Source organism: Streptococcus mitis (assembly GCF_946188585.1).
GTDB classification, from domain to species: Bacteria; Bacillota; Bacilli; order Lactobacillales; family Streptococcaceae; genus Streptococcus; species Streptococcus mitis_DG.
In genome coordinates this window covers 346548-366157 of sequence record NZ_CAMHVI010000002.1, presented here as the reverse complement: position 1 = coordinate 366157, position 19610 = coordinate 346548, and the positions used below count along the sequence as shown (strand labels likewise).

The following is a 19610-nucleotide window of genomic DNA, read 5'->3' as shown; positions in this document are numbered from 1 at the left end:
TGGATAAGTGTGGATAACTTCTGATTGTTTTAGAGATAATTCTTATTGGTATGAGCAATCTAGTAACTTTTTAGGATTATAAAGTAGTTTTAATTGCTGCAACTCAAGAGTTAACCACAGTTTGGGATAGTTATTCACAGATTGTGGATAACATTGGGGATTGCAGATTTTTTATTATTTAGCGATGACTTGGCAACCAGCTAAGTATAAAGGTTAGTTGCTCAGCTTTTAGGAGATCTTTGTGTTGAATAGTTGATACGAGTGTTTTGTCCAGTCGGCATTCTTTTACAAAGTTAAAATGGCTGTGGTTTTGCTCAGTATGGATATCTAGCCATTTATTTTCTTTAGCTAGGTAGATACGGAGGTGGTCAAAGAGAGGGATTCCGAGGTCGTAGCTTGATTTTCCTGGGCAGGTCGGATAAAATCCGAGAGCCGACCAGATGTACCAAGCAGAGAGACTACCATTGTCTTCATCGCCAGGATAGGCTTGCCAGTTTGCGTGAAAGGCTTTCTGACGGAGAGTCTTGATGAGAAGGGAAGTGTAGTCAGGGTAATCGCTGTGGCGGAAGAGATAAGGAATGTGGAAGCTAGGTTGGTTGGAAATGGCGAGTTGCCCAAACGGAGCTGTAGCCATTTCGCTCATTTCGTGAATCTCGTAACCATAGCCTGTTGTCTCAAAGAGGGGAGCATCTTGACAGGTTTTCAAAAGATAGTTGCTAAAGGCTTCTTTTCCACCCATAAGTTGGATTAAGCCTGGGATGTCGTGAAGGACGCCTAAAGTTGCTTGGATGGCTGAACATTCGGCATAATCACGTCCCCAACTATAAGGAGAGAAGTCAAGGCGGAAGTTGCCTTGACTATCACGCGCTCGCATGTAACCTGTCTCAGCGTCAAATAGATGGCGGTAATTTTGTGATGCGGCCATGTAGGTTTCAGCGATTTCTATTTTCCCTCGTTTTTCGGCACAGCTGGAGATACAAAAGTCACTATAGGCATAGTCTAGGGTATGGCTGACGTTTTCGTGGTGGTCTGTAGAGAGGTAGCCTAGTTCTTGGTATTGGGCTAGTCCGTGGCGGCCATTGATGCCGAGAGGGTCGGTCTTGCTGGCTGTTTCAAGCATGGCTTGGAGGAGCTCTTCTTCTAGGTCAGGGGCCATGTCCTTGCAGGCGCTATCTGCGATAATACCGTCTAAAAGTGTACCTGGCATCATACCCCGTTCATCTGGAGCCAGCCATTTTGGAAGGAAACCAGTATCGCGGTAGTTATTGAGAAATCCTTCTAAGAAGCGGTGGTAGTGTTCCGGTATGATAAGGGCAAAGAGGGGGAAGGTGGTGCGGAAGGTATCCCAGAAACCATTGTTGCTAAAGAGGACACCAGGCTTGACAGTTCCAGTGGCCAGATCCATGTGGATAGCTTGTCCTGATTCATCAACCTCATAAAAAGTCTGCGGAAAAAGGAAGAGTCTGTAGAGACAGTGGTCAAAGAAGGTTCGGTAGGCCTCTCCTGTTTCTATAACGTCAAAACGATGGAGGAGATTTTCCCAGTCCGCTTGGGCACTTGCTTTACAGCTATCAAAATCTTCTTGAGGTAGATTAAGCAGTGCTTGAGAAGGAGAGATGAAAGAAGTCGCTAGCTGAATCTCAGCATGGCTATCTGCTAAGTCAATTCGCCAGTCTCCACCTTCTTGGCTAACAGCAAGAATATCCGTATTCATTTGCAGGACAGTGAACATCGTTAGTGGATTTTTGTTGGTTTCAGTTTTTCCTTCTTGTCGCAGGGCAAGATTCCGCTTATCTACTTGCTCTACGGTCAGTTCATCTGCTGCGTGGAGATAGAGGGAGAGGGCTTTGCCTTGCTTTTGCTCCAAACGAATAGAAGCACCGTAGCAAGTCGGTGTGAGCTGGGTTTCAATCTGATAGCGCAGGGAGAAAATCTTCAGATAATGAGGTTGGAAAGAGGCCTTATCCATATCATAGGAAGACTGACGATGGAAGAGGCTGTCTCCACCTAGCTGGCCTGTGACAGGTGTCAGAAGGAGCCAAGAGTAGTCTCCAATCCAAGGACTGGGCTGGTGGGTTAAACGAATCCCCTGAAAAATGGGCAGATGCGGATCAAAAAACCAAGATCCCTCCTGGTCACTGGTCTGGGGTACAAAGTAATTCATCCCAAAAGGCACTCCAGTGTAAGGTAGGGTATTTCCCCGAGAGAAGGCATGCTTGCTCGCGGTGCCAAAGCGGGTATCAATGGTTTCAAGTAGTGGTTTCATAGTCTTTCCTTTAGCTGTTTTTCTACATTATATCAGAAAAAGAAGGCCTTTAGAAAAGGAGTTTCAAAGATAACTATTTTGTAGAAAAATGACTATCATTTGTGTATGTATTTTCTGTCCCAAAAGCTATATACTGAAAATGAAACTTGTTTGAAAGAGGATACTGCACGATGATTTATTCAAAAGAAATTGTTAGAGAATGGCTAGATGAAGTGGCAGAGCGGGCCAAGGACCATCCAGAGTGGGTGGATGTTTTCGAGCGTTGCTACACAGATACCTTGGACAATACGGTTGAAATCCTAGAAGATGGTTCTACTTTTGTCTTGACTGGGGATATTCCTGCTATGTGGCTTCGGGATTCGACAGCCCAACTCAGACCCTACCTGCATGTGGCTAAAAGAGATGCCCTCCTGCGTCAGACTATTGCAGGTTTGGTCAAACGTCAGATGACCTTGGTACTCAAGGATCCCTATGCCAATTCCTTTAACATTGAGGAAAACTGGAAGGGGCACCACGAGACTGACCACACAGACCTTAATGGCTGGATTTGGGAACGCAAGTACGAAGTGGACTCTCTTTGCTATCCTTTGCAGTTGGCTTATCTCCTCTGGAAAGAGACTGGTGAGACTAGTCATTTTGATGAGACTTTTGTCGCAGCGACTAAGGAAATTCTCCATCTTTGGACGGTGGAACAAGACCACAAGAACTCTCCATATCGTTTTGTCCGAGATACGGACCGTAAGGAAGATACCTTGGTAAATGATGGCTTTGGCCCTGATTTTGCAGTGACAGGTATGACTTGGTCCGCTTTTCGTCCGAGTGATGACTGCTGTCAGTATAGTTACTTGATTCCGTCAAATATGTTTGCAGTTGTTGTTTTGGGGTATGTTCAAGAAATCTTTGCAGAACTAGACTTAGCTGATAGCGAGAGTGTTATTGATGATGCTAAGCGTCTCAAAGCGGAGATCCAAGAAGGTATCGAAAACTACGCCTACACAAGCAACAGCAAGGGCGAAAAGATTTATGCCTTTGAAGTGGATGGTCTAGGAAATGCCAGCATCATGGATGATCCAAACGTACCAAGTCTGCTGGCTGCACCTTATCTGGGTTACTGTTCGGTCGATGATGAAGTTTATCAAGCAACTCGTCGTACCATTTTGAGCCCTGAAAATCCATATTTTTACCAAGGAGAATACGCTAGCGGTCTCGGAAGTTCTCATACCTTCTATCGCTATATCTGGCCAATCGCTCTGTCTATCCAAGGCTTGACAACGACAGATAAAGCAGAGAAGAAATTCTTGCTGGATCAGCTGGTTGCTTGCGATGGTGGTACAGGTGTTATGCATGAAAGCTTCCACGTAGATGACCCAACTCTTTATTCTCGTGAATGGTTCTCTTGGGCCAACATGATGTTCTGTGAATTAGTCTTGGATTACTTGGATATTCGTTAATCTAGGATTTTACTTGTTTTTAGTCAGTTTACTAAGACAAAGTAACTGAATATTTACTTCTTTCAAATTTCATCTTAAATCGTAGTTAAATTCTTGATAAATAAAATATTTAGAGTTAAACTGTTGGTGATTTGTTGAATTTGATTGAGCAAATCTTACATCCAAAAATGTTAACAATAAAAATTTAAATTTAGAATGAGGTTTTACTTCATGGAAAATGTTGTTGTACATATTATCTCACATAGTCACTGGGACCGTGAGTGGTACTTGCCTTTTGAAAGCCACCGCATGCAGTTGGTGGAATTATTTGACAATCTCTTTGATCTCTTTGAAAATGACCCTGAGTTCAAGAGCTTCCACTTGGATGGTCAAATCATTGTCCTTGATGACTACTTGGAGATTCGCCCTGAAAATCGCGAAAAAGTCCAACGTTACATCGACCAAGGCAAACTTAAAATTGGTCCTTTTTACATCTTGCAGGATGACTACTTGATTTCAAGTGAAGCCAATGTCCGCAATACTCTTATCGGTCAGCAAGAAGCTGCAAAATGGGGCAAATCAACTCAGGTTGGTTACTTCCCAGATACCTTTGGAAATATGGGACAAGCACCTCAAATTCTTCAAAAATCAGGCATTCACGTGGCAGCCTTTGGTCGTGGTGTGAAACCGATTGGATTTGACAACCAAGTCCTCGAAGATGAACAATTTACTTCCCAGTTTTCAGAAATGTACTGGCAGGGTGCGGATGGTAGTCGTGTCCTCGGGATTCTCTTTGCCAACTGGTACAGTAACGGGAATGAAATTCCAGTTGATAAAGACGAGGCCTTGACCTTCTGGAAACAAAAACTGGCAGACGTGCGTGACTATGCTTCGACCAACCAGTGGTTGATGATGAACGGCTGTGATCACCAACCTGTACAGAAAAATCTGAGTGAAGCCATTCGTGTGGCAAATGAACTCTTCCCAGATGTGACCTTTGTGCACAGTTCTTTTGATGAATATGTTCAAGCTGTGGAAAGTGCCCTTCCTGAACATTTATCAACGGTTACAGGTGAATTGACCAGTCAGGAAACAGATGGCTGGTACACACTTGCCAATACTTCTTCATCTCGTATTTATCTCAAACAATCCTTCCAAGAAAATAGCAACCTCCTAGAGCAAGTTGTAGAACCCTTGACTATTATCACTGGGGGTCATAACCACAAGGACCAGTTGACCTATGCTTGGAAAACACTTTTGCAGAATGCGCCGCATGATAGCATCTGTGGCTGTAGTGTGGATGAAGTTCACCGTGAGATGGAAACTCGTTTTGCCAAGGTCAGCCAAGTAGGAAACTTTGTTAAGAGCAATCTTCTTAACGAATGGAAGGGTAAAATCGCTACAGCTAAGGCTCAAAGTGACTATCTCTTTACTGTCATTAATACAGGCTTGCATGATAAGGTCGATACTGTCAGCACAGTGATTGATGTTGCGACTTGTGATTTCAAGGAATTGCACCCAACAGAAGGTTACAAGAAGATGGCTGCTCTTACCTTGCCAAGTTACCGTGTGGAGGACTTGGATGGTCGTCCTGTAGAGGCTAAAATCGAAGACCTTGGGGCTAATTTTGAGTATGATTTACCAAAAGACAAGTTCCGCCAAGCTCGTATTGCTCGTCAAGTGCGCGTGACCATCCCCGTTCACCTAGCACCGCTTTCTTGGACAACCTTCCAATTACTGGAAGGAGAACAAGAACACCGTGACGGTATTTACCAAAACGGAGTCATTGATACGCCATTTGTAACGGTGAGTGTGGATGACAATATCACAGTTTATGACAAGACAACTCACGAAGCTTATGAAGATTTTATCCGTTTTGAGGACCGTGGTGACGTCGGAAACGAGTATATTTATTTCCAACCAAAAGGAACAGAGCCTATCTATGCAGAGCTTAAGGGCTACGAGGTCTTGGAAAACACAGCTCGCTATGCTAAGATTTTGCTCAAACATGAATTGACTGTGCCTGTCAGTGCAGATGAAACGCTAGAAGAAGAGCAAAAAGGAATCATCGAGTTTATGAAGCGTGAGGCTGGACGGTCAGAAGAATTGACAAGCATTCCTCTTGAAACTGAGTTGACTGTCTTTGTTGACAATCCACAAATCCGCTTCAAGACTCGCTTTACTAACACTGCCAAAGACCACCGTATCCGTCTCTTAGTCAAGACTCATAACACACGTCCAAGCAATGATTCTGAAAGCATTTATGAAGTGGTGACACGACCAAACAAACCAGCTACTTCATGGGAAAATCCTGAAAATCCTCAACACCAACAAGCCTTTGTCAGTCTGTATGACGATGAAAAAGGTGTGACTGTATCCAACAAGGGATTGAATGAATACGAAATCCTTGGAGACGACACCATTGCAGTGACTATTTTGCGTGCCTCAGGTGAGTTAGGCGACTGGGGTTACTTCCCAACACCAGAGGCTCAGTGCTTGCGTGAGTTTGAAGTCGAATTTGCGATTGAATGCCACCAAGCCCAAGAACACTTTTCAGCCTATCGTCGCGCGAAAGCCTTGCAGACACCATTTACCAGCCTTCAGATTGCTAGACAAGAAGGAAGCGTGGCTGCGACTGGTAGCCTCTTGAGTCATTCTGTTCTCAGCATACCGCAAATCTGTCCAACAGCCTTTAAGGTGGCTGAAAATGAAGAAGGCTATGTTCTTCGCTACTACAATATGTGTAGTGAAAATGTGCGTGTACCGGAAAGTCAACATCTCTTCCTTGACCTACTTGAACGACCATACCCAGTTCATAGAGGCCTCATTTCACCACAAGAGATTCGTACAGAATTCATCAAAAAAGAAGAAATTTAATTTCAAAAAGTAAACATAAAAAGAAAGGAGGGGCGAAAAAGTAAGAACTAACTGCTGATTCGCCCCTTTTTATGGTAAAAACAATGACCATTGCAACGATTGATATCGGAGGGACTGGTATTAAGTTTGCTAGTCTGACTCCTGATGGGAAAATACTGAATAAGACAAGCATTCCAACGCCAGAAAGTTTGGAGGATTTACTAGCTTGGCTAGACCAGCGCTTGTTAGAGCAGGATTACAGCGGGATTGCTATGAGCGTTCCAGGTGCGGTCAATCAAGAGACAGGTGTGATTGATGGCTTCAGTGCGGTGCCCTACATTCACGGATTTTCTTGGTATGAGGCGCTTAGCTCTTATCAGATTCCTGTCCATCTGGAAAATGATGCCAACTGCGTTGGACTCAGTGAATTACTGGCTCATCCAGAACTTGAAAATGCAGCCTGTGTCGTGATTGGAACAGGGATTGGCGGAGCCATGATTATCAATGGCAGACTTCACCGAGGTCGCCACGGCTTGGGTGGGGAATTTGGCTACATGACAACCCTTGCCCCTGCTGAAAAGCTCAACAACTGGTCGCAACTAGCATCAACTGGAAATATGGTTCGATACGTGATTGAAAAGTCTGGTCAGACTGACTGGGACGGACGCAAGATTTACCAAGAGGCCGAAGCAGGAAATGTCCTTTGCCAAGAAGCTATTGAGCGCATGAACCGCAATCTGGCTCAAGGTTTGCTCAATATCCAGTATCTCATCGACCCAGATGTGATTAGCTTAGGTGGCTCTATCAGTCAAAATCCAGATTTTATCCAAGGTGTAAAAAAGGCTGTAGATGACTTTGTTGATACCTACGAAGAATACACGGTCGCACCTCTTATCCAAGCCAGCACCTATCATGCAGATGCCAATCTCTACGGTGCCCTTGTCAACTGGATACAGGAGGAAAATCAATGGTAAGATTTACAGGACTTAGTCCCAAACAAACTCAGGCAATCGACTTGCTGACAAAACATATCTCTTTACCAGATGTGGAAGTGGCAGTCGCTCAGTCTGACCAAGCGTCTATCTCTATCAAGGGTAAAAGTGGACAATATCAACTAACTTATGACAAACCTCACCAACTCTATCGCGCCTTGTCCTTGTTGGCAACGGCTCTAGTAGAAGGTGACAAAGTAGCGATTGAAGAACAGGCGGCTTATGAAGATTTAGCCTACATGGCAGACTGTTCCAGAAATGCAGTTTTGAATGTAACCTCTGCCAAGCAGATGATTGAGGTCTTGGCTCTCATGGGCTACTCAACTTTTGAGCTCTACATGGAAGACACCTACCAGATTGAGGGGCAGCCCTATTTTGGTTACTTCCGTGGCGCCTATTCAGCAGAAGAGTTGCAGGAAATCGAATCCTATGCCCAGCAGTTTGACATGACCTTTGTGCCCTGCATCCAGACCTTGGCCCACTTGTCAGCTTTCGTCAAATGGGGTGTCAAAGAAGTGCAGGAGCTCCGTGATGTGGAGGACATTCTCCTTATCGGCGAAGAAAAGGTGTATGACCTGATTGATGGCATGTTTGCTACTTTGTCTAAGCTGCAAACCCGCAAGGTCAATATCGGGATGGACGAAGCCCACTTGGTTGGCTTGGGACGTTACTTGATATTGAACGGTGTTGTGGATCGTAGTCTCCTCATGTGCCAACACTTGGAGCGCGTGCTGGATATTGCAGACAAGTATGGTTTCCACTGCCAGATGTGGAGCGATATGTTCTTCAAACTTATGTCAGCGGATGGTCAGTACGATCGTGACGTGGAAATTCCAGAGGAAACGCGTGTCTACCTAGACCGTCTCAAAGACCGTGTGACCTTGGTTTACTGGGATTATTACCAAGATAGCGAAGAAAAGTACAATCGTAATTTCCGCAATCACCACAAGATTAGCAATGATCTTGCATTTGCAGGAGGTGCTTGGAAATGGATCGGTTTCACACCCAATAACCATTTCAGCCGTCTAGTAGCTATTGAGGCTAATAAAGCCTGCCGTGCTAATCAGATCAAAGAAGTCATTGTGACAGGTTGGGGGGACAATGGTGGGGAAACAGCCCAGTTCTCTATCCTACCAAGCTTGCAAATCTGGGCAGAACTCAGCTACCGAAATGACCTAGACCGTTTGTCTGCTCACTTCAAGACCAATACAGGTCTATCGGTTGAAGATTTTATGCAGATTGACCTTGCCAACCTCTTGCCAGACCTACCAAGTAATCTCAGCGGGATCAATCCTAACCGCTATGTCTTTTATCAGGATATTCTCTGTCCGCTCCTTGATCAGCACATGACACCTGAACAGGACAAACCGCATTTCGCTCAGGCAGCTGAGATTCTTGCTGACATTAAAGAAAAAGCAGGAAATTATGCTTACCTTTTTGAAACTCAGGCTCAGTTGAACCAGATTTTAAGTAGGAAAGTGGATGTGGGACGACGCATCCGTCAGTCCTACCAAGAGGGTGATAAAGAAAGTTTGCAAGAAATCGCAAGACAAGAATTACCAGAACTCAGAAGCGAGATTGAACATTTCCATGCCCTCTTTAGCCACCAATGGTTGAAGGAAAACAAGGTCTTTGGCTTGGACACAGTTGATATCCGTATGGGAGGACTCTTGCAGCGCATCAAGCGAGCAGAAAGTCGCATCGAGGCTTATCTTGCTGGTCAAATTGACCGCATCGAAGAACTAGAAGTAGACATCTTGCCATTTACTGACTTCTACGCAGACAAAGACTTCGCAGCAACAACAGCTAACCAGTGGCATACCATTGCGACAGCTTCAACCATTTATACAACTTAAGAAACAAGAACAGTATCCCTTGTTCAGAGTGTTTCTCGTGAAACATCCCTTTCTTAAACAAGTACTCCACATAAAATAATTTGTGGAGTTTTTTCTATAATTAGTAGTTTAACCTAACCTTCAAATAGGAGTATACTAATAATGTAATCGTTATCAAAAGTCTAAAAAGGAATTTTTAGATAGATATCAAAATAAAAAGGGAGGAAATTATGAATAAGTTTTCAAAAACCTTGAGAGACAACTGGATCTTTCTCTTGATGGTTTTGCCAGGGGCACTCTGGTTGATTCTATTCTTCTACATTCCAGTATTTGGAAACGTGGTTGCCTTTAAAGACTACCACATGACCAGTAATGGATTCATAGATAGTATCGTGAATAGTAAATGGGTCGGACTCGATAATTTCAGATTCTTATTTAGTTCAAAAGACGCCTTTATCATTACTCGAAATACTGTCCTCTACAATTTAGGCTTTATCTTTATTGGTCTGATTGTATCTGTAGGGATTGCCATCATCCTCAGTGAACTCCGTTCTAAGAAAATGGTTAAAATCTTCCAAACTTCTATGTTGTTCCCTTACTTCTTGTCTTGGGTTATCATCAGTTTCTTTACAGATGCCTTCTTAAACATTGATAAAGGGGTGTTCAATCATTTCCTAGAGTCTATCGGGATGAAGGAAATCAATTTCTACGCTGACTTGGGTATCTGGCCATATCTCCTACTTTTCCTAGGTATTTGGAAAGGCTTTGGATATAGCAGTGTCATGTACTATGCGACAATCATGGGAATTGATCCAACCTACTACGAAGCAGCAACAGTGGACGGAGCCAGCAAATGGCAACGGATTCGCAATGTAACCATTCCGCAGTTGACACCATTGGTAACTGTATTGACCATCCTTGCAGTCGGGAATATCTTCCGTGCAGACTTTGGTCTTTTCTACCAAATCCCCCACAATGCTGGTCAGCTTTATAACGTAACCAATGTCTTGGACGTATATGTTTATAACGGTTTGACTCAGACAGCGGATATCGGGATGGCTTCAGCGGCAGGTCTCTACCAATCAGTTGTCGGCTTGATTCTGGTTATCCTATCAAACTTACTGGCACGACGAGTTGATCCAAACTCAGCCTTGTTCTAGAAAGGAGGAGAATATGGCAGAAAAGAAAATTAAAAAAGAAAAAATTGATAATGTCGGCATTCACTCCTTCAGTAAGAAAGCAGATATCTTCTTTAGTACCATTTCTGGTTTGGTTGCCCTCTCTTGTATCCTACCCTTTGTATTCGTTATCGTTATTTCGGTGACAGATGAAAAGAGTATCCTCCAAAATGGATATAGCTTCTTCCCATCTCAATTTGGCTTAGACGGTTTTGAATTTTTGGCACAGTTTAAGGATAAAATCCTCCAAGCCCTCTTCATCTCAGTCTTTGTAACCGTAGTTGGGACATTGACAAATGTCTTTATCACAACAACTTATGCCTACGCTATTTCACGGACAACCTTTAAGTATCGCAGATTCTTTACAATCTTTGCCCTTCTTAGTATGTTGTTCAACGCTGGTTTGGTACCGGGCTATATCGTGGTAACTCGTTTACTTCAACTTGGTGATACAGTTTGGGCCTTGATTGTTCCAATGCTTCTCTCACCATTTAACATCATCTTGATGCGATCCTTCTTCAAGAAGACTATCCCAGAAGCCATTCTTGAATCCGCTCGTATCGATGGTGCCAGTGAAGCCCGGATCTTCTTCCAAATCTGTTTGCCATTGTCACTACCAGGTATCGCAACCATCACGCTCTTGACAGCTCTTGGTTTCTGGAATGACTGGTTCAACGCCCTTCTTTATATCAAGAGTGACAACTTGTATCCATTGCAATATTTGCTCATGCAAATCCAACAAAATATGGACTACATCGCCAAAGCAGTCGGCCTATCTGGTCAACTGGGAGTTGCTCTTCCAAAAGAAACAGGTCGTATGGCCATGGTTGTAGTTGCAACCCTTCCAATCGCAATTTTGTACCCATTCTTCCAACGCTACTTTGTAAAAGGTTTGACTATCGGTGGTGTGAAAGAATAGTGCTTGTTGAGAAGAACATTTCTCGTTTCCAAACTTCCCTTGCGTGAAGTTAATACTCTTCGAAAATCTCTTCAAACCGCGTCAACGTCGCCTTGCCGTAGGTATGATTACTGACTTCGTCAGTTTCATCTACAACCTCAAAACAGTGTTTTGAGCAGCCTGCGGCTAGTTTCCTAGTTTGCTCTTTGATTTTCATTGAGTATAAGATCATTACATTGTTTATAAGTTTAAAAATAAAAAAAAGGAGTTTTTGTCATGAAAAACTGGAAAAAATATGCTTTTGCATCTGCTAGTGTAGTCGCTTTGGCTGCTGGTCTTGCTGCTTGTGGAAATCTTTCAGGTAACAATAAGAAAGCCGCTGATTCAGCTTCAGGTGAAAAACCTGTTATCAAAATGTACCAAATCGGTGACAAACCAGATAATTTGGATGAATTGCTAGAAAATGCCAACAAAATCATCGGAGAAAAAGTTGGTGCTAAATTGGATATCCAATATCTTGGATGGGGTGACTATGATAAGAAAATGTCAGTTATCACATCATCTGGTGAAAACTACGATATCGCCTTTGCATCTAACTATGTTGTAAATGCTCAAAAAGGTGCTTATGCTGACTTGACTGACTTGTACAAGAAAGAAGGAGCAGAGCTTTACAAAGCGCTTGACCCAGCTTACATCAAGGGTAATACTGTAAACGGTAAAATTTACGCAGTTCCAGTTGCAGCCAACGTTGCATCATCTCAAAACTTCGCCTTCAACGGAACACTTCTTGCTAAATACGGTATCGATATTTCAGGTGTTACTTCATACGAAACACTTGAACCAGTCTTGAAACAAATCAAAGAAAAAGCTCCAGATGTAGTACCATTTGCGGTTACGAAGAACTTCATCCCATCTGATAACTTTGACTACCCAGTTCCAAATGGACTTCCATTTGTTATCGACCTTGAAGGAGATACTACTAAGATTGTAAACCGTTACGAAGTACCTCGTTTCAAAGAACACTTGAAGACTCTTCACAAATTCTATGAAGCTGGATACATTCCAAAAGACGTAGCAACAAGCGATACTTCATTTGACCTTCAACAAGATACTTGGTTCGTTCGTGAAGAAACAGTAGGACCAGCTGACTATGGTAACAGCTTGCTTTCACGTGTTGCGAACAAAGATATCCAAATCAAACCAATCACTAACTTCATCAAGAAAAACCAAACAACACAAGTTGCTAACTTTGTCATCTCAAACAACTCTAAGAACAAAGAAAAATCAATGGAAGTGTTGAACCTCTTGAACACTAACCCAGAACTCTTGAACGGTCTTGTTTACGGTCCAGAAGGCAAGAACTGGGAAAAAATTGAAGGTAAAGAAAACCGTGTTCGCGTTCTTGATGGATACAAAGGAAACACTCACATGGGTGGATGGAACACTGGTAACAACTGGATTCTTTACATCAACGAAAACGTTACAGACCAACAAATCGAAGATTCTAAGAAACAATTGGCTGAAGCTAAAGAATCTCCAGCGCTTGGATTCATCTTTAACACTGACAGTGTGAAATCTGAAATCTCAGCAATCTCTAACACAATGCAACAATTCGATACAGCTATCAACACTGGTACTGTAGACCCAGACAAAGCTATTCCAGAATTGATGGAAAAATTGAAATCTGAAGGTGCCTACGATAAAGTATTGAACGAAATGCAAAAACAATACGATGAATTCTTGAAAAACAAAAAATCATAAGATTAATTGATTTCGTGTATTCATTCCTAATTCCTAAAAACTGAATCACTGTTTTCCTCAGGTTTGTTTGGGGAAGGCAGTGATTTTTTGAAACGAGAGCATGGATATCCATGTTTCCTTATCACTATTTAACCATTCAGGAAATCTCAAGCACCATTTAGGATTTGGAGTAAGGATTTAGGAAAATATAGCTTATATTAGAGATGTCTTGAGTTTATAAAGGAGAGTTCAAATGAAAAAGTATCAGCTTCTACTCAAAATAAGTGCAGTCTTCTCTTACCTATTTTTCGTATTTGGTCTTTCTCAGCTGACGCTTATTGTTCAAAATTATTGGCAATTTTCTTCTCAAGTAGGAAATTTTTTCTGGATTCAAAATATCTTGAGTTTGCTATTTAGCGGAGTCATGATTTGGATTCTAGTTAAGACAGGCCATGGTTATCTCTTTCGCATTCCGAGAAAAAAATGGCTTTGGTATTCGATTTTGACAGTACTAGTGGTAGTGTTCCAGATCTCTTTTAACGTTCAGACAGCTAAACATGTTCAGTCAACTGCTGAAGGTTGGGCCGTATTGATCGGTTATAGTGGGACCAACTTTGCTGAGCTAGGTATCTATATAACTTTGTTCTTTCTGACTCCACTTATGGAAGAGCTAATCTATAGAGGATTACTGCAACACGCCTTTTTTAAGCATTCGAGATTTGGCCTTGATTTGCTTCTTCCGTCCATTTTATTTGCTCTTCCTCATTTTTCAAGCCTGCCTAGTTTGTTAGATATCTTCGTCTTTGCAACATCTGGCATCATCTTTGCTAGTTTGACCCGCTATACCAAGAGCATTTATCCTTCCTATGCGGTGCATGTGATTAATAATATTTTCGCAACATTACCATTTTTGCTGACTTTTTTACACAGGGTGTTTGGGTAAAATAATGGCATAAGAGTTAGGAATTATAGTTTTTCAATTTATAAGCGAGTTTCAGGAGGTAAATGAGTATGACACCATTAAAATGGTTCGCTGGAGGAAGTGAAAGACGTTGTGAAGCCCTGACGATCATAAATCATCTACTGGAAGATATAAAGGATACGCCTCAACTTGCTCCTTTGAAAAATCAGTTAGTGAGTTATAAAAGACGATTAAAGGATGATGGGACCTCTACTCCGTTTATTCTGAGCCAAATGAACGTTGACATCTCACGTGTGTTGATTGACAATAAGCTGACTTTGTCAGAAAGTCAAGCTGAGCAGATCAAAAAATTGAGAGAATTGTCGTTGATTCGCTATGGTTACTGATGAAGTGCAGGGATAAGCACCTTTCTACAATTTCCAGTCAAATAAATTGCATTCGTTTTCTCAAGCAGGTATACTAGTATAGTTAGATGAAAAATTCTGAAAATTTAAGAATAGAAAAGAGAACAAATCTTATGGCAAAAGATATTCGTGTCTTACTTTACTACCTTTATACTCCAATTGAAAATGCAGAGCAATTTGCTGCAGACCACTTGGCTTTCTGTAAATCAATCGGCCTGAAAGGTCGTATCCTAGTCGCTGACGAAGGAATTAACGGAACAGTTTCAGGTGACTATGAAACAACTCAAAAATACATGGACTACGTTCACAGCCTCCCAGGCATGGAAGACCTCTGGTTCAAGATTGACGAAGAAAATGAACAAGCCTTCAAGAAGATGTTTGTTCGCTACAAGAAAGAGATTGTCCACCTTGGTTTGGAAGACAACGACTTTGATAACGACATCAACCCACTTGAAACAACAGGTGCTTACTTGTCTCCAAAAGAATTCAAAGAAGCTCTTCTTGACGAAGATACCGTTGTCCTTGACACACGTAACGATTACGAGTACGACCTAGGACACTTCCGTGGAGCTATCCGCCCAGACATCCGCAACTTCCGTGAGTTGCCACAATGGGTTCGTGACAACAAGGAAAAATTCATGGACAAACGTGTCGTGGTTTACTGTACAGGTGGCGTTCGCTGTGAGAAATTCTCAGGCTGGATGGTCCGTGAAGGCTACAAAGATGTCGGTCAATTGCACGGAGGAATCGCGACTTACGGTAAAGACCCTGAAGTCCAAGGTGAGCTTTGGGATGGGAAAATGTACGTCTTTGACGAGCGTATCGCCGTAGATGTTAACCATGTCAACCCAACCATCGTAGGAAAAGACTGGTTTGATGGAACACCATGTGAACGTTATGTCAACTGTGGAAATCCATTCTGTAACCGTCGTATCTTAACATCAGAAGAAAATGAAGACAAGTACCTTCGTGGTTGCTCACACGAGTGTCGTGTTCACCCACGTAACCGCTATGTTTCAGAAAATGAATTGACACAAGCTGAAGTTGTCGAGCGCCTAGCTGCTATCGGTGAAAGCTTGGATTAAGCTGCTACAGTATAAGATTAAACAGTCCTCAGGGGCTGTTTTTCTATGCTTTTTACTCAAAAATCTAAAGTTTGTTTCTGTATCTTTCAGGAAAATAAGGTATACTATATGTAAACGATTTCAAAGGAGTCCAGTTATGACGAAAACATTTTTTATTCCAAATAAACAGAGCATTTTAGGAGAACAGGAAATTTTGACTGCCAAGTCCATCTTGGCTTTGGTAGATGGTTTGGAGTCACATAGCTATGATGCCGTCTATCTCCGTCAGCCTCTTAACCGTCTCGAGTATATCGAGTGTGCGATAGTGGGGCAATCACAATTTCTTTTTAAGGTCAGTTATGCTGATGGTCAAAAGGGTTACCGTGTCGATCTTCCTGAGCTACTAACGAAGACAGACTGGGAGATCATCAAGTCATTTTTAGAAGCCCTGCTTGCTTACACAGGAACGGAGATTGAGGGGCTCGATGATTTTGACTTTGAAGCTTATTTCCAAGCAGGTATTCAAGCCCATCTGGCTGATAGTGCAGCCCGCTTTACGATTTGCCAAGGAATTTTTAATCCTGTTTTCTTTAGTCATGAGGATTTGAAAAGCTTTTTAGGGGAAGATGGCTTGGCTCAGTTTGAAGCATGTGTACGTGCGGTTCAAGAGACAGACGCCTACTTTGCAAGAGTTTCCTTCTATCAGGATGGAGAAGGGCAAGTGCATGGCGTTTACCATCTGGCTCAAGGAGTCAAGACAGTGTTACCGAGAGAACCGTTTGTTCCTGCAGCCTATATTGAGCAATTGCTGGATAAGGAAGTCCAGTGGGAAATTGACTTGGTTCAAATCACAGGAGATGGCTCTAAACCAGAAGACTATGAAGCAATTGCCCGCTTGGACTATGCAAAATTCCTAGAGTCACTACCATCAGCATCTTACCACCAACTAGATGCCAATCAATTAGAAGTGCAACCCATCTTAGACAAAGATTTTAAAACATTGGCACAAGAAAAGTAAAGCAGAAGCAGGTCAATCGACTTGCTTTTTAGCATATAAAAAATCCTGCCATGAAAGACAGGATTAAAGTTTAAAGAAAGGCCAAGATACGGAGGTAATCTCCAATCAGTGCGACTTCAGCTACAAAGAAGAGGAGGATAATGACTCCATTCACAAGGACAGACAAGAATAATTGATAGAAGGAGTCGGTTTCACTTGATTGACTTGGTCTTGTAATGATATGGAGACTGGCAAGCAGAATGATTCCAATGCTAATCACACACAAGAGAGCAGTAAATCGCAGGCTGTCAAAGAAGGCAAAGAAACTAGCAATAGCAGTGAGGAAGATTGGAATTGCTAAGAGTTGACTATATTGTTGGAGAACCTTTTCTAGCGTCCAGTCCTTTTCTTGGTAGATAAATCGTCTCACGACGAAACTACCCAAGAGGAATGAAAAGAGAAAGAGAGTGGTTGCGACCAAGATAGAAATGATTGAGAAGAGCCCCAAAGGAGCCAGTTGCTCAGGGAAGTGACTGTTTATAGTTGCTATATGTCCATAGTAGGCTTGTTTGATGTGGTAGATACTAAAGAAAAATGAAGATGAAGAAAATAGAATAAGCAAGATAAAGGCCGTGTAGCTATGCTTACTACTTGTTTCAAGATTGCTTGTTGGAGATTTGAGAGCTTCTAATAGCCAAGACCAAAATAGTGAGATTTCTTCCTTTAATCGAGCAGTTTTGTGGGGGTCGATTTCTGGGATATAAGGACTTTCTAAGGATTTGCTGAGAAGAAGGGGCTCTTTCGTAGTAGTTTTTTGCTGAGGGAGTGCTTCTTGACTCTCTTCAGCTATAGTGACTTTTTCTGTTTCCCCAGAAAGATCTTGCTCTTCTTCAGTAGAATCTAATGCCTTCTTTTCTTCTATTTCTGTTCTCGCTTCACCGTTTTCAGGCGTTTCAATTTTCTCTTCTTGCTGGCTTTCAAGTTCGACTTCAGCTTGAGAGACGTCCTCCTCTACTTGAGTATTTTTTTCAATTGGTGTATCGGGATCGGCTATCGTTTCTTCGGCCTTGTCTGCAACATCTTGGGCTTGTTCATCAGGCTTGTTCTTGCTTGTTGTTTTTACAAAATCATTACTTTCAAACCATTCTTGTTTCATGGTAGAACCTCCTTTTTAGTGGGCTATGCGTTATAGTGGTCGATATAAATAGGTTTGTTAAGGTCTGTTGGATGTAATTTCAAGACTAATATAATCATCAGCCTTAGCTATGAGTTGACCTTTTGTATCAGTTTTTTCAGTTTTGTAAGGGTTACTTAATTCGTTGGGGTGGCGTTGACTCTCGTCTTTCGATAACTGATAAATAGGACCATAGTGACTTGAGATGTCTAAGTTGATTTCTTGGCTTTCTTTTTGAGTTAGCGTGATACTGAGTTCATTTTTAGAAGTTAGTTCTACCTTACCATATACTTTAATATTGTCAACGTAGAAGTGATTTTCTGTTGACTCAAGCTGACTATCTGTCAGCTCTGTATCAAAGATATTAATGATATTGGGTGTCGTGAATTTGCTGTTTTTGATACGGCTTCCTTCAATTCGGAGGAGATAGCCGTTTGTATTGAGGGTCGCATTTTCAAGGCTAGCATTGATGATGGTAGTTTGTCCACGATTGGCTGAGATGTTGATTCCTTTTAGAGTTCTTCCTTTTGGCAATTGGAGGATAACTTCTTCAAAACGACTAGAGTAGCTACTTGCGATATGGAGAATTCCGCCAATACCAGAAGAAGGAAACGGACCTTCAGACAGTTTCTTATCAGAGAGGCTCAGAGTTTTATCGTTTTGATTCGTAACAAGATCATGGTGAGCAGAGAGTGATGGATGGTAAGAAATGTGGATTTGATCATCCAAAGAGTCTGTGATGGTCAGCGCGTGTTGGTGGAGAGTGATTTCTAGGTTTTCGACTTCCTTGCCAAAGGTCAACTCTTCCATCCGACTATCGTAGACAGGTTCCTTGGACATGGCAAGTAGGCTCTTGATCCCGTCAGATTGGATACCTACAAAGAGCAGGATAAATCCGATAATAGTAGTCACCACACCAAAAATGAGAAATCCTTTTGTCCATTTACGCATGCTGGTCACCTCTCTTTCTTTTTTTAAGAACAAATTGCACCAGGCGAACAATGAGTAGGCCGAAGAAGTGGGCTACATAGGAAATACCTAGTAAGACTAGTGAAGAAGCACCGATAGCCAGTAAACCAGCACCAAAAATCAAGATAAAGGCTGATTTAGCTTGGGCTAGGACAGTGAAACTTTCAACTAAAAATAGGAATCCGCCGATGATACCAAGTATGGAAACTGCAAAGAAAGCCAGAATGACAGTCAAAGCAGCCACAAGGATTCCGAACAGGGACACGAGGATGGCGATTCCCAAAGGAATACCGATGGGTGCTGCAAGCAAAGCTAATAAGGCGATATGCAAAATTTGTCGGTTATTTTTTTGAGCGGGTGCTTCATTGATTTTTTTATCGAGGAGATTGGAGAGAACTTCGTGGGCTGCTTCCTTAGGAGTTCCCAAGCTAGCGATGAGTTCTTCTTCTCCTTCGACTCCAGTATCGTCAAAGAGTTCCCTGAAATAGTCCATGGCTTCAATACGGTCTGCTTCAGGTAGTTTCTTGAGATAGAGTTCTAGCTGAGTCAGGTATTCAGTTCTTGTCATGGCGGATACTCCCTTCTATGATGCCATTGATGGTGTCTGTATAGAGTGTCCATTCATCTTTTAGGGTCACGAGCTGCTCTAAACCACGGTCTGTTAAGGAGTAGTATTTGCGCATGCGACCTTGGAACTCTCTAGAATAGGTTGTCAGAAAGCTATTTCCCTCCAATTTTTTTAGAATAGGATAGAGTGTAGATTCTTTGATATTAGCGATAAGCTTAATGGTCTGGCTAATCTCATAACCATAAGAATCATCCTGCTCCAGTACAGCCAAGATGAGAAATTCAATCAAGGCAGAGGATGTTGGAAAGTACATGGGA

17 protein-coding genes are annotated in these 19610 nt (G+C 42.3%); 11 read left to right on the top strand and 6 right to left on the bottom strand.

What is annotated here, in order from left to right; all coding sequences use genetic code 11:
• Window positions 1–178 precede the first annotated feature (178 nt).
• Window positions 179–2266: a GH92 family glycosyl hydrolase gene (locus N8M66_RS04385; protein WP_261045838.1), complete on the bottom strand. Its 2088-nt coding sequence runs from the start codon at window positions 2264–2266 to the stop codon at window positions 179–181.
• 170 nt (window positions 2267–2436) lie between these two features.
• On the opposite strand from N8M66_RS04385, the gene N8M66_RS04380 reads away from it, so the two are divergent.
• From N8M66_RS04380 to N8M66_RS04355, 6 genes are all read left to right on the top strand, one after another.
• Entirely contained in the window at window positions 2437–3717 is a 1281-nt protein-coding gene (locus N8M66_RS04380) for a glycoside hydrolase family 125 protein (protein ID WP_261045837.1), read from the top strand.
• 210 nt (window positions 3718–3927) lie between these two features.
• Entirely contained in the window at window positions 3928–6573 is a 2646-nt protein-coding gene (locus tag N8M66_RS04375; RefSeq protein WP_261045836.1) for an alpha-mannosidase, read from the top strand.
• Between the two features lie 83 nt (window positions 6574–6656).
• On the top strand, window positions 6657–7526 hold the full coding sequence (locus tag N8M66_RS04370; protein ID WP_261045942.1) for an ROK family protein: 870 nt from the start codon (window positions 6657–6659) through the stop codon (window positions 7524–7526).
• Entirely contained in the window at window positions 7520–9400 is a 1881-nt protein-coding gene (locus N8M66_RS04365) for a beta-N-acetylhexosaminidase (RefSeq protein ID WP_261045835.1), read from the top strand. Before N8M66_RS04370 ends, N8M66_RS04365 begins: the two co-directional genes overlap by 7 nt.
• A 209-nt stretch (window positions 9401–9609) precedes the next feature.
• Window positions 9610–10539 (top strand): ABC transporter permease, encoded by a 930-nt coding sequence (locus tag N8M66_RS04360; RefSeq protein WP_261045834.1) that lies wholly within the window; start codon window positions 9610–9612, stop codon window positions 10537–10539.
• Between the two features lie 13 nt (window positions 10540–10552).
• Complete coding sequence (locus N8M66_RS04355; RefSeq protein ID WP_261045833.1) at window positions 10553–11476, top strand: carbohydrate ABC transporter permease; 924 nt, start codon at window positions 10553–10555, stop codon at window positions 11474–11476.
• A gap of 49 nt (window positions 11477–11525) precedes the next feature.
• Here N8M66_RS04355 and N8M66_RS04350 read toward each other — a convergent pair whose 3' ends face one another.
• Complete coding sequence (locus tag N8M66_RS04350) at window positions 11526–11672, bottom strand: hypothetical protein (RefSeq protein ID WP_049491236.1); 147 nt, start codon at window positions 11670–11672, stop codon at window positions 11526–11528.
• A 59-nt stretch (window positions 11673–11731) separates the two neighbouring features.
• Here N8M66_RS04350 and N8M66_RS04345 point away from each other — a divergent pair, with 59 nt between their 5' ends.
• From N8M66_RS04345 to N8M66_RS04325, 5 genes are all read left to right on the top strand, one after another.
• Window positions 11732–13216, top strand: a complete 1485-nt coding sequence (locus tag N8M66_RS04345) for an ABC transporter substrate-binding protein (RefSeq protein WP_261045831.1) — start codon at window positions 11732–11734, stop codon at window positions 13214–13216.
• A gap of 232 nt (window positions 13217–13448) precedes the next feature.
• Complete coding sequence (locus tag N8M66_RS04340; protein ID WP_261045830.1) at window positions 13449–14138, top strand: CPBP family intramembrane glutamic endopeptidase; 690 nt, start codon at window positions 13449–13451, stop codon at window positions 14136–14138.
• A gap of 68 nt (window positions 14139–14206) precedes the next feature.
• Window positions 14207–14503, top strand: a complete 297-nt coding sequence (locus tag N8M66_RS04335; protein ID WP_261045940.1) for a bacteriocin immunity protein — start codon at window positions 14207–14209, stop codon at window positions 14501–14503.
• A 131-nt stretch (window positions 14504–14634) separates the two neighbouring features.
• A complete protein-coding gene (locus N8M66_RS04330) occupies window positions 14635–15606 on the top strand; it encodes a rhodanese-related sulfurtransferase (protein WP_261045829.1) in 972 nt (323 codons plus the stop codon).
• 136 nt (window positions 15607–15742) lie between these two features.
• Entirely contained in the window at window positions 15743–16603 is an 861-nt protein-coding gene (locus N8M66_RS04325) for a DUF4299 family protein (protein ID WP_201058530.1), read from the top strand.
• A gap of 70 nt (window positions 16604–16673) precedes the next feature.
• Here the strand turns inward: N8M66_RS04325 and N8M66_RS04320 are convergent, their stop codons facing one another.
• The 4 genes from N8M66_RS04320 to N8M66_RS04305 are packed head-to-tail and all read right to left on the bottom strand — an operon-like array spanning window position 16674 to window position 19606.
• Window positions 16674–17738 (bottom strand): DUF6574 domain-containing protein, encoded by a 1065-nt coding sequence (locus tag N8M66_RS04320; protein ID WP_261045826.1) that lies wholly within the window; start codon window positions 17736–17738, stop codon window positions 16674–16676.
• 57 nt (window positions 17739–17795) lie between these two features.
• A complete protein-coding gene (locus N8M66_RS04315) occupies window positions 17796–18707 on the bottom strand; it encodes a DUF4097 domain-containing protein (RefSeq protein ID WP_261045825.1) in 912 nt (303 codons plus the stop codon).
• Window positions 18700–19293: a DUF1700 domain-containing protein gene (locus N8M66_RS04310; RefSeq protein ID WP_261045823.1), complete on the bottom strand. Its 594-nt coding sequence runs from the start codon at window positions 19291–19293 to the stop codon at window positions 18700–18702. Before N8M66_RS04310 ends, N8M66_RS04315 begins: the two co-directional genes overlap by 8 nt.
• Window positions 19280–19606: a PadR family transcriptional regulator gene (locus N8M66_RS04305; protein ID WP_261045821.1), complete on the bottom strand. Its 327-nt coding sequence runs from the start codon at window positions 19604–19606 to the stop codon at window positions 19280–19282. Before N8M66_RS04305 ends, N8M66_RS04310 begins: the two co-directional genes overlap by 14 nt.
• Window positions 19607–19610: the final 4 nt, after the last annotated feature.

Coding starts and splice junctions, on each gene's coding strand:
- N8M66_RS04385 (WP_261045838.1), bottom strand. CDS start 2,266: ATGAAACCACTACTTGAAACCATTGATACCCGCTTTGGCACCGCGAGC.
- N8M66_RS04380 (WP_261045837.1), top strand. CDS start 2,437: ATGATTTATTCAAAAGAAATTGTTAGAGAATGGCTAGATGAAGTGGCA.
- N8M66_RS04375 (WP_261045836.1), top strand. CDS start 3,928: ATGGAAAATGTTGTTGTACATATTATCTCACATAGTCACTGGGACCGT.
- N8M66_RS04370 (WP_261045942.1), top strand. CDS start 6,657: ATGACCATTGCAACGATTGATATCGGAGGGACTGGTATTAAGTTTGCT.
- N8M66_RS04365 (WP_261045835.1), top strand. CDS start 7,520: ATGGTAAGATTTACAGGACTTAGTCCCAAACAAACTCAGGCAATCGAC.
- N8M66_RS04360 (WP_261045834.1), top strand. CDS start 9,610: ATGAATAAGTTTTCAAAAACCTTGAGAGACAACTGGATCTTTCTCTTG.
- N8M66_RS04355 (WP_261045833.1), top strand. CDS start 10,553: ATGGCAGAAAAGAAAATTAAAAAAGAAAAAATTGATAATGTCGGCATT.
- N8M66_RS04350 (WP_049491236.1), bottom strand. CDS start 11,672: ATGAAAATCAAAGAGCAAACTAGGAAACTAGCCGCAGGCTGCTCAAAA.
- N8M66_RS04345 (WP_261045831.1), top strand. CDS start 11,732: ATGAAAAACTGGAAAAAATATGCTTTTGCATCTGCTAGTGTAGTCGCT.
- N8M66_RS04340 (WP_261045830.1), top strand. CDS start 13,449: ATGAAAAAGTATCAGCTTCTACTCAAAATAAGTGCAGTCTTCTCTTAC.
- N8M66_RS04335 (WP_261045940.1), top strand. CDS start 14,207: ATGACACCATTAAAATGGTTCGCTGGAGGAAGTGAAAGACGTTGTGAA.
- N8M66_RS04330 (WP_261045829.1), top strand. CDS start 14,635: ATGGCAAAAGATATTCGTGTCTTACTTTACTACCTTTATACTCCAATT.
- N8M66_RS04325 (WP_201058530.1), top strand. CDS start 15,743: ATGACGAAAACATTTTTTATTCCAAATAAACAGAGCATTTTAGGAGAA.
- N8M66_RS04320 (WP_261045826.1), bottom strand. CDS start 17,738: ATGAAACAAGAATGGTTTGAAAGTAATGATTTTGTAAAAACAACAAGC.
- N8M66_RS04315 (WP_261045825.1), bottom strand. CDS start 18,707: ATGCGTAAATGGACAAAAGGATTTCTCATTTTTGGTGTGGTGACTACT.
- N8M66_RS04310 (WP_261045823.1), bottom strand. CDS start 19,293: ATGACAAGAACTGAATACCTGACTCAGCTAGAACTCTATCTCAAGAAA.
- N8M66_RS04305 (WP_261045821.1), bottom strand. CDS start 19,606: ATGTACTTTCCAACATCCTCTGCCTTGATTGAATTTCTCATCTTGGCT.